This window comes from Elusimicrobiota bacterium, from assembly GCA_016180815.1.
Classification (GTDB): Bacteria; Elusimicrobiota; Elusimicrobia; order JACQPE01; family JACQPE01; genus JACPAN01.
Window position 1 is genome coordinate 1 of record JACPAN010000034.1, and the last position, 15,810, is coordinate 15,810.

Consider the following 15,810-nt stretch of genomic DNA (forward strand, 5'->3'; position numbering starts at 1 on the left):
TGGGGCTTGTTTGGCAGCGCAATTACGCAAAAACGCCCAAGGATAATGAAATGGGTTGGGAAACAACCGTTGGGCTGTCCTATCCTCTGCCTAAAACCAATATACCGCTGGCGCTTGGAGGAAATTACCGCCGGATCAATGCCGGGGCCAAAACCGCGGTCGACCTTAAAGAAGAGCTCAATATCCGAGCCAATTTGCGCGTGCCTTTATGGGGAAATTTAAGCCTGACGCCGTTCGTGGATTTCTATCAATTCAAAGGCCGGCTCAATCAGCCGACCGGACAAAACATAATTTTCGGTTTCGGGCTTGATTTCAACCGGCTCTGGAAACCCGCGTTTTAAGGCGCCGCTAATTAACGCCGGACAAGCGGAGGGCTTTGTCCCGCCTCCGCCATGCTTCTTAAATGCTCCATGGCCCTATTGAGCGCCGCATCCGCCACGGGAGCGGGAGGATTTTGGCCCATCAGGCGATAGTACATCTGCTCCGCGATTTTCGCTTCATCTTCCATCGAAACGTTGACCGCGATATCAGGCGACAAGCCGCCCCGGCCATCGGCGTCGCGCTCAACACTGGAACCCAATGGCAGGTAGTATTTGGCAATGGTCAGCTTGACGGCGTAGCCCTGTTCGGGAATATTTCTGAAGATTTGCTGAACCGAGCCTTTGCCGTAGGACTCGGAGCCGACCAAAGTCGCGCGTCCATGATCGCGCAAAGCGCCGGCTAAAATCTCGCTGGCTGAAGCGGAGCCGGAATTAATCAGCACCGCGATCTTAAGGCTGCGATAGCGGCCGTCCGTATCCGTGCGCTCCTCCTCCGAACCGGCGCGGCCTCGGGCCGTCATCACCAATTGCCCGGCGCTTAAAAAATTCTCGGCGATATCAACGCATGTCTGGACAAGTCCGCCGCCGTCATCCCGTAAATCAATGACCAACGAACGCATGCCCTGTCCGGACAACCGGCTTAACGCTTGGCTGAATTCCTCAGCCGAATTTTCCTCAAAACCGGCGAGATGAATGTAACCGATGGTCGAATCAAGCATGGCTGAACGGATATTGGGCATCACCACTTCGGCGCGCGTCAGCTCGATTTGGCGCGGAGGAGCGCGAGAATTGGATCCGCGCGAGCGAATGCCCAAACGAACCTTGGTCCCGGGATTACCCCGAATCCTGGTCACCACCTCATCCAAGGTCATATTGGCCGTGTTCTGCCCGTCGATCGTGGCGATTTGATCCCCCGCCCTAATGCCGGCCCCATGGGCGGGAGAGCTGGGGATGGGGATACGCACAACCGGAGGCTCGTCAGCTTCTTCTTTCTTTAAAATAAGGCCCACGCCCGCGAAAGAACCCCGCGAACTTTCTTCCCATCGCCTCAAAACTTCCGGCCTAAACAGCACGGAATGAGGGTCCATCCCGGTCAATGCGCCCTGGATTGCGGTGTCGCGCAATTCACGGTTTGTGGCCGTATTAGGATGGCGAGCCTGAATCATGCCCATCACCCGCGCAATATCGCGCATGGTTTCGCCGACGGTCAAATCCGGCTGGGAAGATGACGCCTGGCCTGTGGAGGCGGCAGGGGGAGCGGCGGGGCGCGCCGGCGTAGGCGTCGGAGCCGCGGGATTAGGCCGCGTTCCCGGGGGAACGATCCTGACCGGCGGCGCGACCTGGGCCCGGCGCAAAGCAGCCGGATTGTCAAAACGATTTCTTAAAACATTCTGCTCTTCGGCATTCTGAGCTTGAACGGCCAATGCGACAACGGCAAGGAAAATTCTAATCATCATGCGACAATCCTCTTTCCCCCCTCATCATTAATTAACAGAACGTATACCAAGCATTCCGCAATAGTGAAAATTTCACCTGGGCCTTTAGGGTCTTTTTTTATAGGTCTTTAGACCTATGAATTTATAGGACTTTAGATAAGCTACGGTTTATGCGGCAAACCGGCCGCAAGCGCGGCAACCACTTCTTCGGTTTCTTTTTTGAGGTAGGTTTTCGTCAATTTGCTGATCTGGCGCCCGGCTAATTGAACGACTAAAGCTTCCGCGGCTTTGTTGGGAGGCGCGCTCCCTTGGTAAACGATGGTTTCGGCTTGTTCAGCCAGCGTGCCGCCGGTGGCCGCATGAACGATGCGCCAGCGAACAGCCACGACTCTTTTGTAATAAACCGCCAACGGAATCGAACGGTACTCCTCTAAGACCGGGTAAATAAGATAATTCGCGCCCAAAAGTTTGCCGATGTCCTTGGGTTTCATGGAGCCCAATTGCCCGCCGTCCGTAATGCCTTGGGATTTGAGTTTGACGTCCACTTCTTCGGGATTGACCAAAGCAAGGCCCATTTGCCCCAAACCGGACTCGAGCACGGCCCGCACATGCGCAGGGCCGTCCAAATCGTTAGTTTCATTATTCATGGGCAGTACGGCCCATTGTGCGGCGAAAATATCCGGCGGTTCTTTTATTTTGGCTTCGGATGTCGCGGGCGCGGACGGCATTAATACGCCGAGTTCGCTTAAAGCCGCGGAAGCCTGGTGCGCGGCATTGCCGCCCGTATTCGCCGCTGATTCATAAGCTGCCTTGGCCTCGGACCAAAGCCCGCGCCGCTCATAGCTGACCGCGATATTAAAACGAGCCTCCGGACTGTTCTCTTCCTTCCACAAAACTTCGGCCTGATCCCATTGCCCGCTACGGGCGAGTTTTTGAGCTTCTTTCATTTTTGGGCTCTTCCCTTTATAAAGAGCCCGCACGCGGCGCACCTCATGGGGCAAAAGATCCACGGCCAATGTCCTCGCCCAGGCTTCCACCCACGATTTTTCCTGGACCGCAAGCAGTTTATCGAGGTCAGGCTCATCGGCCATGGTATCGGATTGCTCGGCCTCAAAGGGCGCTTCAAAAATCAGCTTTCCTCCGGGCTCCGCGAAAAAGCCGTATTTGACGCGCCATTTTTTCTTAAGAGCCCACTCTGTGCGCTTGCCGATGACATTGCCGCTTTTGTCGCGGACATCCACCTGGCGCGGCTCTTTTTCCAGGATCAGGGGCTGCGGAAAAATCCACAGCGAGGACGTGGCTCCCAGATGACCGATCCATCCCGGCGGTTTTTCTCCGTGGCCAGCTTGCACGGCAATGGCTCCGCCGAAAGAGCCGGAAATTGCCCGAGCCGCGGCCTGGCCGAGGGCCAGGGCCTGCCCGCCCTTCCAATCGCTCCAGCGCTCATTAGGATCCATCTCCTTTTTCTCGGCGAGCGAATTAATAAATTTATTCAAACCCTTGCCCCACGCAGCGGATTTTTTATGCTGATCAGGCGGCACGACCGCAACATAGACGCGCTTGAGCGCCCCCAGGTGCCCGGCATCGAGCCGGTTCGGCGCTTTGTAATGATTGATATAGACGGGAACCGCGCAACCGCCGAAAATAGCGGCCGTCGCCCCGACCACGAGCAAACAACGACGAGTTGAAATCATCCCGCTATCTAATAAAATGATTATTGATGGCGCAAGCGATATGGCCCGCTTCAACGGCCCACAGCTCCGATCTGAGGGGTTCTTACCTGACGACGGAACTCCAGGATTATCTTTTAAAAAATCTGATCCATGAACCGGCGGCCTTGGCTCAAATCCGCCGGCGATCGGTCAAACGCGGCCTGCCTCCTTGGTCCATCGGCCCGATGGAAGGCAAAATCCTTGAATTCCTGACGCGCTCGGTGAATGCCAAAAAAGCCGTGGAAATCGGAACGTTGGGCGGCTATTCAGCGGCGTGGATCGCCCTGGGCCTGGGATCTAAGGGACGGTTATGGAGCCTGGAGCGCGACGACCGCTTCGCCCGCGAAGCGCGCGAAAACCTAAAACGCGCCGGCTTGCAATCCAAAGTGGAGATCGTGGTGGACGATGCGCTGCCGGCATTATCCAGATTGTCGTCTCAAGGGCCGTTTGATTTATGCTTCATCGACGCCGATAAAATCAATTACGCCCGCTACGGACAATGGGCCGCCAAGAATGTGCGCTCCGGAGGTTTAATCATCGCGGATAACGCCTATCTTTTTGGAAAACTCCACCTTCCACCGGCGTTGGCCGAAGAAGAAGGGCCGGCCGTTCCCTCGATGCGCGGTCTCCTTAAACTCCTCGCCGATAAAAAATATTTTTCCTCCTGCTCGATGATCCCCACCGGCGAAGGATTGGCCGTCGGCGTCCGAAAATAACCATATGACCCAGGCCGCCGAAACCGCCGCCGTTCAAAAAGAATTCATCCAAGTCGGCAACATTAAAACCTGGTCCCTGTCCGCGGGTTCGGGAGAGCCCGTCCTGCTGCTGCACGGCATGGCCGCTTCTTCCTACTCATGGCGCCATTTGCTGCCGGCCTTGGCCGGACGATTCCGGGTGTACGCTCCGGATTTCCCCGGCTTCGGACGCTCCGGCAAGCCCGCTAATTTCGACTACTCGGTGTTCGGCTATCAAAAATTCCTTCTGGCGTACATGGACGAAATGGGATTGGACAAAGCCCACCTCATCGGCAATTCCATGGGCGGCATGGTTTCGCTGTTGACCGCCATCGAGCAGCCCGAACGCATTAAAAAACTTGTCTTGATCGCGGCGCCGGCGTATCCGGATTCCATGCCGGTGAGCATCAAGGCCATGTGTTTTAATCCCCTCGCTTCTTTTTTGAGAAAAAATTTGGGCCGATGGAGCGTCGAACTCATCACCCGGCGCCTGTTCGTGGACCATCGCCTCATCACCAAAGAACTCGTGGATGAATACGCGGCGCCGCTGGAAACGCCGGAAGGCCGCCGAGCCATCATCAAGCTGGCCCGCAACATGGCGAAGGTCACCGCCCATGCCAAAAAATACCAGCCGCTGTTCAAAAAAACGCCTCATGAAACGCTGATCATCTGCGGAGACAAAGATGCGCTGGTTTCACTCGCCAGCGCGCGCCGCCTTTCGCGCGAAATGCCCAATGCAAAATTCCTGCCGATTGCTTCCTGCGGCCACGGCCCCCAGGAAGAAAAACCCGATGTCGTCAATAAAGCTGTTTTAGAATTTTTAAACCAACCTTAGAGAACCCACTCGCCTTTGGAAAGTTCGGCCCTGATGGCCCGCTCTATTTTTTCCCGGTCCAGCTCAGGCAGGGGCTGCGATGCGCGGCCGGCCGACTTCAATAATTTAAGGGCCTTCAGCGCCTCCCGCTTGACCTCATGATGCTCATCTTGCAGCAATTCAAGAAGCAATCCCATCATTGCGGGATCACCGACAGCCGCAAGCGCGGCCACGACATTGGCCCGGATGATGGGGTCATTATCTTGAGCCAAACGGCCCATAAACTTGACGGCCTCTTTAGGAAACGTCTCATAAAGAGAAACAGCTTGCTCAACGATGCGCTGCTGGCTCTGCGTTCTTCCTTCGGGCGTTATTTTGACGAGCGTCTCCAGCATTTTTTGCTTTTGGAATTGAGCATGGGCCTTTTTGGGCCCGTTGCCTTTCCCTGAATCGATCAGGTGGCGCCGGGTGGCGATTTCCGCCTTGATCCGCTCCAGCTCCTTTTTCCTTTCCTCTTCAAGCCCTTGATCCGGCGCGCGCTCGGGCGGCGCCCAGGAGGGAGGCGGCAACACCTTTTCCCGGGACTGCTTAAGAAACGTATCCACGCCATCGGGCTTGGACGTTGTTAATTTTTCTTGAACTTTCTTACCCGTCTGGCGGGCATCCTCGAGCGCCTTGGCCAGGCGCCGGCGCTCATCATTTTTTTGCTTAAGTTCTGTTTTAAGAGAATCGATTTGCTCCATGAAAACAGCCTGATTCCGGCGCATTTCAACGATCAGGGACCGGCGCATCTGCATCACCATGAAACCTGCGGCGAACAGAACCAACCCCGCGCTCAAAACAATAAGGTAAGGCCACGGTCGCTGGATATCCCAATCCGATTTCCCTGCGGGCTTGGCCGAAGACAACTCCCCGCCGGTCGCCGGCAATTTAACCGCAGTCGCCTTTACCGGAGCCTGCGACGCGGAGCCCATATTATCCCGAGCCTGCCCCTGCGCTTGAACCGGCGCTTTTTTCACCGCCTTGATGCCTTGAAACAAACGCGCCGCAGTTTCGACATCCTGATCGCCGGGGAACAAAGCCCGGGCTTCATCCAAATAACGCCGGGCCTTTAAATCATTGTTCGACTTATAGCTCTGCCGGAAAGCGTCGAGCAGCACTTTATTGAGCAAGCGGCGCGCCTTGTCCTTCTCTTGATCGGCTTCCATGGCCCTTTTCAAATGCTTCACCGCGGCCTCATAGTCTTCTTCAAGGTAACTGGAAACCCCCTGCTTGTAATGATCCGGCGAAGCAACCTCCTGAGCCCCCGCGCGCAAGCCCAACAGAACTCCAGCGCAGAATACAAAGACAGCGGCCCGGCGTCTGTTCATTTCTTGCGCCCTCCCGTTCCTTCGACCTCCACCAATGTTTTGACTTTGCGGAACAAAACAGCCGCTTCATTGAATTCCGGGTCGAGCTCCACCGCGCGGCGCAACTGGTCCTGGGCCAAGCCATATTCTCCCTGCGCGATATAAAGCCGAGCCTGCGACATCAGGGCCAATACATGCGTCCCTTGATCTTTAGGCGCCAGGCGCAAAACGCCCATGGCTGCATCCAACGCCTCCCGGTAAAGGCCTGAACCGTAATACACTTGAACGTTTTGTTTCTCAATTTTTATTTTTTCCTCCCCAATTTTTTGCTCGAGCTCCCGGCGCAAAGCCGGCAGGCGGCTGTCTTGGGGATCAGCGGCCGACGCCTGATCGATCATTCGGCGGGCCATGTCCCATTCTCCTTGAGCCATGCTGATGCGAATCTGGGTCAAAACGTTTTCCATCCGCGCGCCGCCGTTGTTGTGATCCGCCGCGGGCGCTTCCTGGCCGCCGGTCCGGGCCAGACGAAGCTCGGCTTCCTTGGTTTCCAGGCGGCGCCATTGAGCCTCGATTTTTTTCTGAGCCAACGGCGAAAGATAGCCGAAACGCAGGGTCAAGCCGAAACGATGAAAAAGATCAAGCTCATGCACGGCAACGGCATAATCAAACTCAATAGGGCCGTTGGCTAGACCAAAGCCGGCCGTATACTCGCGATGATTAATGCCCAAGCGCAGAGTCAACGGGGTTTTTCCCGGCAAAACCAACGCTTCAAAACCAACGCCCCAGCGTTTGATCGAACGGCGGGAATCGGGCTTGATCCAATCAAATTCCGTAGCCAGCAAAAAGAACCGCTCCCCCATGGAGAAAGCATAACCGGGCCCGATGCGCAGCACAAGGGGAAAACGCTCCCGCTCCTCTTTTAACCGCAGGCGCGCCGGCGCCGCGTTGACCAAAGAAACGCCGGCCAGCCAACCCGATTCCCCACGGAAACGCCAACCCAAATCAAGGCCGAATCCCGAAGCGCTGTATTCGGCCATGCTCTGACGAATGAGTTTAAGCGTCAATCCTCCATCCATTTGAGAGGTCAAGCGCTCCCCCCAGCCCAATAGCGCGGCGTACTGCTCCTCCTTGAAGCTGCCGCCGGTCCGGCCGAAACTGTCGGTTTTTTCAGCCTGTCCAGAACCCAAATGCGCGAAAGTCATGCCCATATAACTGCCCAGCCTGACCGGATGATTAAACGAAAGCGCCTGATATTGGGCTGAGGCCAATAAAGGAGCCGCTAAAAACGTCGCCTGGCCCAATCCCCCGTCCGCCAAACCCGCCGGGTTGCTGTAAGCGGATTCCGGACCGCCCAGACTGACCGCGGCATTGGCCATCGCCGTGGTCCGGGCGCTGGCCCCGAATGAAACCAGCCATTCTCCGGGAAATCCTCCATCCGCGGGCCGGGGGCGAAAAGGCGCCGTCAAAGCCGAGGCATCAAAACCCGGCAGGACCAGCACATCCATAACAATAAGAAACAACCAAGGAGTCTTCACTTGAGCACCCCGATTTTACGTATCACCCGCTCGCGTCCGTTAGGGAACACCGCCTCGACAACAGCCACATACATGCCGTTGGCCGCGGTCAATCCCTCGCCGTTTCTGCCGTCCCAAGTGATTTCATTGGTCAAGCCGTTGACCGCGCCGCGTCCGCCGTTTTCACCCGCCGAAAAATGAAAAACGCGCACCAAATCACCCAACAGCGTATACACGCGCACGGTCACATCCGCGTTTTCCGTCAAGGCATAGCGGATGCGCGCGACCTCATGCCCCGCGGCGAATGGATTGGGAAAGCTCGTGATCGAAAAAAGCCGCCCCGAAGACGCCGCAGCCGCCACCAACGTGAAAACGGAAAAACCCGGAACCTCGGCGCTGACGGTTTTGCTCGAGCCGTCCACGCGATGGTCCGCGGCCGCCATCTCCCATCGATTATTCGCTTCGTTGAGCCGCGCGATTTTAATGCGATCGACCGAAACAAGCGTGGCATCCTCCCGGCCGTCGGCGTCGACGTCGGAATAAACCAAAGACAACCGGGCGGACAAGGCGCCGGCTTGAACCGGTTGGCCGGAGAGGTCTTTCAATTCGATATGCCAGGTTTCCGTGGAGAAAGCCTGAGTCAACCGGTCCGCCGCCGCATCTTGATTGGCTTGGACGATTTTTAAGGCATGGACCGGACCGGGCAAACCCATGCTGATATAGGCGCCCGGAGGCAAGCCGGAAAGAATATCGACCGCAAGGCGCCGGTCGGACGATTTGGCCGTAGTTCTTGAAACGCTGAATTTCTCAAGAACGCTTCTGGTTTCCCGGCCTTGATTGTCGCGGGCGATCACTTGCCAGTAATACGTCGTGTCCCAGACCAAAGCGCCCACAGCCGGGGCATGGCTTGTCGTTGCGATGCTTGAAACCGCGACGCCCGTCAAAAATAAAGGCTCCGTAGAATAACGCAGCGTGTAATTGAGGCCGCCGCCAAAACCCGCCGGAGCCTGCCAGGCAAAGGCTAAGTCAAAAACCGAAGGGAAATCGCCGTCCAGCGGCCGCAAAAGATTCAGGGAATTGACGGACGTCGTCCTGGCCTCGAACACCGGGCTGACGGCCTCGGCGCTTAAAATCGGGTTGCCGGAATCCCTGACAACGACCTTGATGCGGTATGTCGCCAAATTGCCCAAATTCCAAAGCGTCCCGAAAGCGAATGTGTCGAGCGTAATGCTGGTTGTTTTCAGATCATAGACCACGGCGATGAAACTCGCGCCCGAATCAGGCGACAGGAAAACATCCGCGACATGGGTTTGATAAAGATTCGGGTCCGTGATCGACCAAGACACAAGAAACGGGCCTTCGATTTTCTGACCCGCGGCCGGGGCCGAGGTCAAAACAATCACCGGCGGCTCGTTGGCGTTGTCCGTGCGAAAATCAGACGCCATGGCGGATTCGGCCGAAAGCCCGCGCTCATCAACGGCGCGGATTTTCAGCCTGTAGGTTGCGCCGTTGCCGACGGCTCTGGTATCCCAAACATAAAACGTGGCGCCGGCCGCCAAAGCGCTCGTGATCAGCGTGTCATAAGAAACGCCGCTCGATGAAGAAAGCCAAAGAGACAACGCAGAATCATCCCCGGAATTCGGATCTCCGGCTGTCCAGCGAACCGTGGTCGAGCCCGTAAAAATTTCCCCGCCCGCAGGCGCCGAAAGAGACACGGTCGGGGATGCGTTGGTCATGGCGAAAGGCGACACGGCGGACAAGGCCGAGAGATTGCCCAGCTCATCCTCGGTTTTTATCGCAAAGTAATAGGTGGCGGCCGTGGCCAGAGCGTCGATCACCGTGATCAACGTCTGCCCCGAGGCCGCGGTCAAAAGCCCGGAGCGTTCCTGGGCGGATGCCCAAGCCGCTTCATCGGCGATCGGCGCCGCGCCGAAACGAATACGGTAAAGACCGCCGTTAATCGCGCCTTTGTCGTCGCCAGGAAAAACCCAGGTCACCGCGATTTCATTGTTGCCCGCGCCCATAGCCGCGCTCATCTGCGTCACCGGCGAAGGCGGGGTGCTGGTATCGACAATAACGCTGAAGCGATTCGCCCAATTTCCATAAAGCCCGGCGTTGTCTTTGGCGCGAGCGCGCCAATACCAAACGCCGTTGGCCAACGGCGTCGAAGCCTCAAACGAAACATCCGAAGCGCCGACCGCGATATTTTCCTGGGCGATCGCAACGTAGGCGAATGTCTCATCCGTTGAAATTTGAACATGATAAAGCAACGGGCCGTCGGCCGAACCGTCGGGATCAGCGGCCGCCTGCCATCGAAACGATGGGCTCGCGTCGTTGATCCTGGCGCCGTTTGCGGGTGCATTCAACGCCGGCGTCGTGGGCGCTTGATTGTAAGAAGCGCTCATGGAAACCAACCGTGGCTTGGCCGGAGGATTCTCGGACCTAAACAAGGCGCTCCATTTCAAATAACGGCGATCAGCCAAAGAGCCCGACAGCGCCGAGGGGGTGCCGGTCGAACTATAAAACGTCGAGGTCGAACCGTCGGGTCCCTGAAACGCGCCGTAAGAGACGCCATCTGATGACGAAGCAACCTGCAATAAAATATCCGTGCCGGGCGCGCTTTCCGCAAAGGAAACCGAGAGATTGTTCCAGGCGATGGGCGTGGTTCCGGCCACGTTTTTGGCATTAGATAAAGCTGTGCCCGTGGAGCGCATCGTGTTGGTCCAAAGCGCGGAAACCAAGGAGCCTCCGACGTTTCCCCCGAAAATCAACAGCTTACGATTGAATGCGTCGTAAACCGTGCCATGACCGAACCGGGGAGGCGGAGAGTTCACGCTCGTGGCCAAGGCTTCAAACCAGCGGTTTTTCCCGAAATCAAAATAATGGATATCGGATTTGGCCGTATTCGCAGCGCCCGTGCGCCCGCCGAAGAGGACGATTTGCTTGGCTTGAGGATCATCAACCATGGACGCTTCATAACGCACGGACGGCGGCGAAGATGGAGAAAGCTGGGTCCAAACGAGCGTCCCCGGATTAAAGACCCAGGTATCCCCCAAGATGGCGCCGCCTGAAGGATCGCGTCCGCCGAATAGGATCAGCCGGCCGCTCGTTTGATCATAGGCCATCGAGGCGCCTGTCCTGTCCGAAGGCGACGCAGAGGGAGTTAGGCTGGACCAGCTTGAACCGGCAACGTGGTAAATCCAGGTCGCATTGCCGCGTCCGCCGCCGAAGAGAAAAACTTGCTGCGTATCGCCGTCAAACGCAGCGGCCGGATTAGCCAAATCAGCGGGGGGCGTGACCGAACCTGAAACCAAAACCCAACTATCGGCGGCAACATCATAAGTCCAGGTATCGCTGGAGGAACTCCCGCCGTAAAGCAAGAATTTATCCCCCATCCAAGTCAGCGTATGCCCGTAACGCGCCGAGGGCGCGGTTGTCGTCGATTTTTCCGTCCACGATCCGTCGGTCGCATCCCAAACCCAGGTATCACCCAGCGCATTGCCGTCCGTCTTAATGCCGCCGAACAATACCCCCTTGCGGCGGGTCGCGTCATAAGAGAAGCCGCTGTAATAACGCGGCGTCAGCGGCGTGTCCAAAATGTCCCAATGATTGAGAAGCGTCAAATAATTGGACCCATCGACGACGGCATCGTTATAGGCGGCTGAAGGAAAATCACTAGGCCCGAAACTAAGGCTTCCTCCAGCAAACGCCCATGCCGGAACAATAATAATAGCCGCAATTAAACCCTGACTCCCTCTCATGGCTTCTCCTCGGTCCCGGTCTACCGAAACCGGGGAGTTTCCAGGCTCAGGTCGCGGTTTCCGGTTCGAACAGCTCCTTTAATTTGCCGATCAGCATGGCCACCGGAAAAGGCTTTTCAAGATAAGCCACGATTTTGAGGTCTTGCCTTAAATCCCAGAGCTCTTTCATCTGTCCTTTGCCGGTGATAATGACGACAGGAATATCGGCTGTTTGCGGGTCCTCTTTAAGCTTTTGATGAAAAGCGTAGCCGTCCATTTTAGGCATCATGATGTCCAAGAGAATAACTGCGGGAGAGACGCTTTTGAGCTTGCTCAAAGCCTCAAGGCCGTCCTGCGCCTCTTCAACCGCAAAGCCGCCCTTTTCCAAAGCAACGCGCAGCACAAAACGCACATAAGGCTCATCATCGACGATCAAGACGGTTTTCGCATCATGCATGGGAACCTCCCTGCGCCGCAGCCTTCGGCTTCTTCGGCAGCCGCACTTGAAAACGGCTGCCTTTGCCTAATTCGCTGTGAAGCTCGATTGTGCCGCCGTGGTTTTCCACGATCGCCCGCACGATGGTTAATCCGATGTCTGTTCCGCCGGCTTCACGAGTCAGCGAACCGTCGACCTGATAGAAACGTTCAAAAATTTTTTCACGATTCTCGCCGGCGATGCCGATCCCTGTATCCCAAATGACCATTTCCACATCCTCGCCCAAGTCCTTAAGCTCGATGCCGACCTTCCCGCCGGGATGAGTAAACTTGATCGCATTGGCCAATAAATTGGTGACGAGTTGGGTCAATTGGCTCAAATCGCCTGTGATGGATAAGGGAGAAGACTCGAAGGCAAGCAAAGAAATGCCGCGCGCCTGAATCAAAAATTCCAACGCCTGAGCCACCTGCCGGACAACGGCGGCTAAATCCACGTCTTCAAAGACGAACGAAAGAACGCCTTTTTCTATTCTTGAGTAATCCAGCAGATTGCCGATCAACCGGGCCAAACGGTCGATATTGCCTGAGATAACCTTCGACAACCGGGCCTTGACAGGATCGCCGTTGGCAAGTTCCGTGGATAAAAGATCAAACGCCGCGCGGATGGAAAAAAGCGGGGTTCGAAGCTCGTATGAAACGTTCGAGACAAATTGGGATTTCAGCTCATCAAGCTCTTCATAGCGCCGGACCGATTGCCTCAACTCGCCCATCTCCACGCGCTCCTGATGATGAAGAAGGCAGCGCTTAACCTTAACGATCAACTCGGCCGCTTCGCAAGGCTTGGCGATATAGTCGCACGCCCCGTTTTTAACGCAGCTCACCGCCCCCTCAAGCGTGGCCAAGCCCGTGACAATGCTGACGCAAGTGGCCGGGCTTTTCTTTTTGACGAATTCAAGAACCCCGGCGCCGTTGATGCCGGGCATTTGAAAATCAGTAAAAACCGCGGCAAAATCTTGCCGGGTCAAGAGATCCAAGGCCCCCTGGCCGCCCGCGCAGAACGTGCCGTCGATATCTTCTCTGCGAAGCATCCGGTCCCAGACGTGAAGCATGTCCTGATCGTCATCCACGATCAAGACCTTTTTATTGATCTGCCGATCAGCCATGACCCTCGCTCCTTTTGATGTTCACGGCCGCCGGGTCACGGCCGAATTCAAGCCTGATGCCCAAGAGCCGCGAAATCTCTTCAATTAAAATTCGAAGCTCAAAGGGCTTGGGCAAATAAGCATCGGCCCCGCGGTCTAAAATTTTCCGGCGAGCCTGGGGCGTGTCCGCGCCGGTCATGGCGATAATCTTGGCGGCGCTCGTCTTGGGATTTTTTTTCAAGTTTTCACAAACTTGAAAACCATCGATGCCGGGCAGCCTCAAATCAAGAAGCACGATGTGCGGCAAAAAAACCACGGATTTCTGCCCCGCGTCAAAACCATCCGCGGCCGTCTCGATTTCAAGCGGCGGCTGGATTTTTGAGAGTGTCCGGCGGATCATATGAAGAATGCCCGGATCATCATCAACGATCAAAACTCTGTTTCGGTTCGCTAGGGAAAGGCCCTCCGGGATCGGCATCCCATAGCGTTGCATGAACGCCAATAAATCCTCGGACCGTATTCTGCGATGGCCGCCCGGGGTTGTGTACGCTTTGAGTTTGCCCGCTTTAACCCAGCGAATAACGCCGGGAATCGTGACAGCGCAGAATTGGGCGACCTGGTGAGTGGTGAGGGGGCGCAAAGGAATGATTTGCATAGTGTTTAATTTATTTATTTAGTTTATTCTGTTTAATCTTTATGCCAAAAACGATTTTTGTCAAGGGGGGCTCTCAACGCAATCAGGGGGCGGCGATACCGCCGCTTTTGCGGCGGACGACAAGGTCTTGGACCGCGTGCAATAAATCGTAAGGTTTATGGGGTTTGCTTAAAAGCAAATTAACCCCGGCTTCCCTGGCTTTAACCAACAGCGGTTCCGGATGTTCCGTCAAAACAATAATCGGCGGACTTTGTTCTCCGGCCCTTGACCGGCGCAACCGGCCGCAATAATCAAAAACTTGGGCCTCCCCCAAAGCCGTGTCCGCTAAAAAAATGCAGGGCAGGGCAGGGCAGGGCCGCAATCGCCCTCAAGCTCCTCGACGCGCCCGATCAAACGCGACTCAAAACCGGACCGATCCAGGCATTTGATGAAAAGCCGGATATACTCTTCGCCGTCAGGAGCGGCGATCATGACGCGGCCGGGAGCCGGCCGGCTCTCACGCGAACGATCCGCCGTCAATTCTCTGATTCTGATTCCAAACTCATGAACATCGAAAGGCTTGCCGATATAATCGGCCACCCCCAAATCAACGGCTTTTTCCTGTCCCTGAAATGTGGACAGGCCGGTCATCACGATGATGTTTCCGGCCGGATGATATTCGCGAAAAACGCGCGCAAAATCCAAACCGTTGCCGTCGGGAAAACGCAAATCCGTAACAAGCAAAGAATATTTACTTCCGGATTTAACCAACGACTGAGCCTCCTCAATCGTGGCCGCAAAATCGACATCATGGCCGTCTCGATCGAAAATCCGGCGGCACACCTGGCGAATCAGGGGCTCCGACTCGACCATCAAGATTCCGGCCATTAGGATTCCTTGCCCTGAGCCGCCCCCTCGTTAAGGCCCTGTGATGGTCGGCCGCCCTTTAACTTCGACGGAAGGGAAACGCTAAACAACGCCCCTTTGCCGGGGCCCTCGGATTCAACCGTTATTCGCCCGCCCATGTTTCTAGCAATGCCCAGGCACACGGACAGGCCCAAACCCGTTCCCTGGCCTGAGGCCTTTGTGGTGAAGAATGGATCGAAGACGCGTGCGACATGACGAGAATCGATGCCGTGGCCGGTGTCCTTGAATTTAACGGTCAAAAACTCCGGACCGGTTTCATGGCTGATCGTCAGCGTGCCTCCATCGGGCATGGCCTGAATCGCGTTTAAAATGACATTCATAAAAATCTGCCGCAACTCAGCGGCGCTGGATTCGATAGTATCGAGGTGCCTGGGGACCATATTTTCAATGCTCACTTGATTGATTTTCGCTTGATGCTTCATGAAAACCACGATCTCGCGCATCACATCGCCGACATCCACGGCCTCGGGCTGTAAATCATAATTTCTGGAGAAAACCAGCATATCCGACACGATTCTTTTGATGCGCTGAGTTTCCCGTAAAACAACGTCCAAATCTTCTTTTAACTGCCCTGAGACCGCGCCTTCGGCCAAAATAATTTGAAGAATGCCCATGATGCCGGCCAAAGGGTTGTTGATTTCATGGGCGATGCCGCTGGACAATTGCCCGATCGTAGCCATTTTTTCGCTTTGGATGAGATGGGCCTGAGCCTGACGCATGGCCCGATCCCTGCTTTCCAAGGCCGCCGCCATCTGATCAAAAACCGCAGCCAAATGATTAATATCCCCCGGACCGTGGGCGAATCCCGTTCGAGCGGAAAAATCCCCCCGGCGGATGCGCTGCGCGGCGTCAATAATGACCTGAACTTTGCGTAAAATCAACGCCTCGGCGCCGACGCCCGCAAGAATCAAAGCCGCCAGTGTCGTCAGCAGAAGAAAACCCAAATTGCGCATCAGCCAGCGATTGATTTGCTCCATCGGCAGCGATTTGTCCATGCTGATGCTTACGTAAACATCAGATGCGCCCCGAATGCCGCCGAAGGCGTAAAAATGA

14 protein-coding genes are annotated in these 15,810 nt (G+C 56.0%); 3 read left to right on the forward strand and 11 right to left on the reverse strand.

Going from position 1 to position 15,810, the window contains the following annotated elements:
• Nucleotides 1-341, forward strand: a 341-nt coding sequence (locus tag HYT79_12375; GenBank protein ID MBI2071376.1) for a hypothetical protein, incomplete at its 5' end; no start/stop codon positions are given.
• Nucleotides 342-352: 11 nt separating this feature from the next.
• Here the strand turns inward: HYT79_12375 and HYT79_12380 are convergent.
• Both HYT79_12380 and HYT79_12385 read right to left on the reverse strand, forming a co-directional pair.
• Nucleotides 353-1,777, reverse strand: a complete 1,425-nt coding sequence (locus tag HYT79_12380) for a S41 family peptidase (protein MBI2071377.1) — start codon at nucleotides 1,775-1,777, stop codon at nucleotides 353-355.
• A gap of 140 nt (nucleotides 1,778-1,917) precedes the next feature.
• Nucleotides 1,918-3,450: a DUF799 family lipoprotein gene (locus tag HYT79_12385; protein ID MBI2071378.1), complete on the reverse strand. Its 1,533-nt coding sequence runs from the start codon at nucleotides 3,448-3,450 to the stop codon at nucleotides 1,918-1,920.
• A 26-nt stretch (nucleotides 3,451-3,476) separates the two neighbouring features.
• Here HYT79_12385 and HYT79_12390 point away from each other — a divergent pair, with 26 nt between their 5' ends.
• The gene (locus HYT79_12390) at nucleotides 3,477-4,184 is read left to right on the forward strand and encodes an O-methyltransferase (protein MBI2071379.1); all 708 of its coding nucleotides are present in this window, start codon (nucleotides 3,477-3,479) and stop codon (nucleotides 4,182-4,184) included.
• Between the two features lie 4 nt (nucleotides 4,185-4,188).
• Nucleotides 4,189-5,037, forward strand: coding sequence for an alpha/beta hydrolase (locus HYT79_12395; GenBank protein ID MBI2071380.1), 849 nt, complete (start codon nucleotides 4,189-4,191; stop codon nucleotides 5,035-5,037).
• On the opposite strand, the gene HYT79_12400 is transcribed toward HYT79_12395, so the two are convergent.
• The 9 genes from HYT79_12400 to HYT79_12440 form a co-directional block, all read right to left on the reverse strand.
• The gene (locus tag HYT79_12400) at nucleotides 5,034-6,386 is read right to left on the reverse strand and encodes a HEAT repeat domain-containing protein (protein MBI2071381.1); all 1,353 of its coding nucleotides are present in this window, start codon (nucleotides 6,384-6,386) and stop codon (nucleotides 5,034-5,036) included. The two genes, HYT79_12395 and HYT79_12400, sit on opposite strands and share 4 nt — an antisense overlap.
• The gene (locus tag HYT79_12405; GenBank protein ID MBI2071382.1) at nucleotides 6,383-7,900 is read right to left on the reverse strand and encodes a hypothetical protein; all 1,518 of its coding nucleotides are present in this window, start codon (nucleotides 7,898-7,900) and stop codon (nucleotides 6,383-6,385) included. The genes HYT79_12400 and HYT79_12405 overlap by 4 nt, the downstream gene beginning before the upstream one ends.
• Nucleotides 7,897-11,640: a hypothetical protein gene (locus tag HYT79_12410; protein ID MBI2071383.1), complete on the reverse strand. Its 3,744-nt coding sequence runs from the start codon at nucleotides 11,638-11,640 to the stop codon at nucleotides 7,897-7,899. The genes HYT79_12405 and HYT79_12410 overlap by 4 nt, the downstream gene beginning before the upstream one ends.
• Before the next feature lie 46 nt (nucleotides 11,641-11,686).
• A complete protein-coding gene (locus HYT79_12415; protein MBI2071384.1) occupies nucleotides 11,687-12,076 on the reverse strand; it encodes a response regulator in 390 nt (129 codons plus the stop codon).
• Entirely contained in the window at nucleotides 12,069-13,217 is a 1,149-nt protein-coding gene (locus HYT79_12420) for a response regulator (protein MBI2071385.1), read from the reverse strand. The genes HYT79_12415 and HYT79_12420 overlap by 8 nt, the downstream gene beginning before the upstream one ends.
• Nucleotides 13,210-13,851 (reverse strand): response regulator, encoded by a 642-nt coding sequence (locus HYT79_12425; GenBank protein ID MBI2071386.1) that lies wholly within the window; start codon nucleotides 13,849-13,851, stop codon nucleotides 13,210-13,212. Before HYT79_12425 ends, HYT79_12420 begins: the two co-directional genes overlap by 8 nt.
• 82 nt (nucleotides 13,852-13,933) lie before the next feature.
• Nucleotides 13,934-14,212, reverse strand: coding sequence for a hypothetical protein (locus HYT79_12430; protein ID MBI2071387.1), 279 nt, complete (start codon nucleotides 14,210-14,212; stop codon nucleotides 13,934-13,936).
• A complete protein-coding gene (locus tag HYT79_12435; GenBank protein MBI2071388.1) occupies nucleotides 14,176-14,718 on the reverse strand; it encodes a response regulator in 543 nt (180 codons plus the stop codon). Before HYT79_12435 ends, HYT79_12430 begins: the two co-directional genes overlap by 37 nt.
• A complete protein-coding gene (locus tag HYT79_12440) occupies nucleotides 14,718-15,752 on the reverse strand; it encodes a HAMP domain-containing protein (protein MBI2071389.1) in 1,035 nt (344 codons plus the stop codon). Before HYT79_12440 ends, HYT79_12435 begins: the two co-directional genes overlap by 1 nt.
• Nucleotides 15,753-15,810 lie beyond the last annotated feature (58 nt).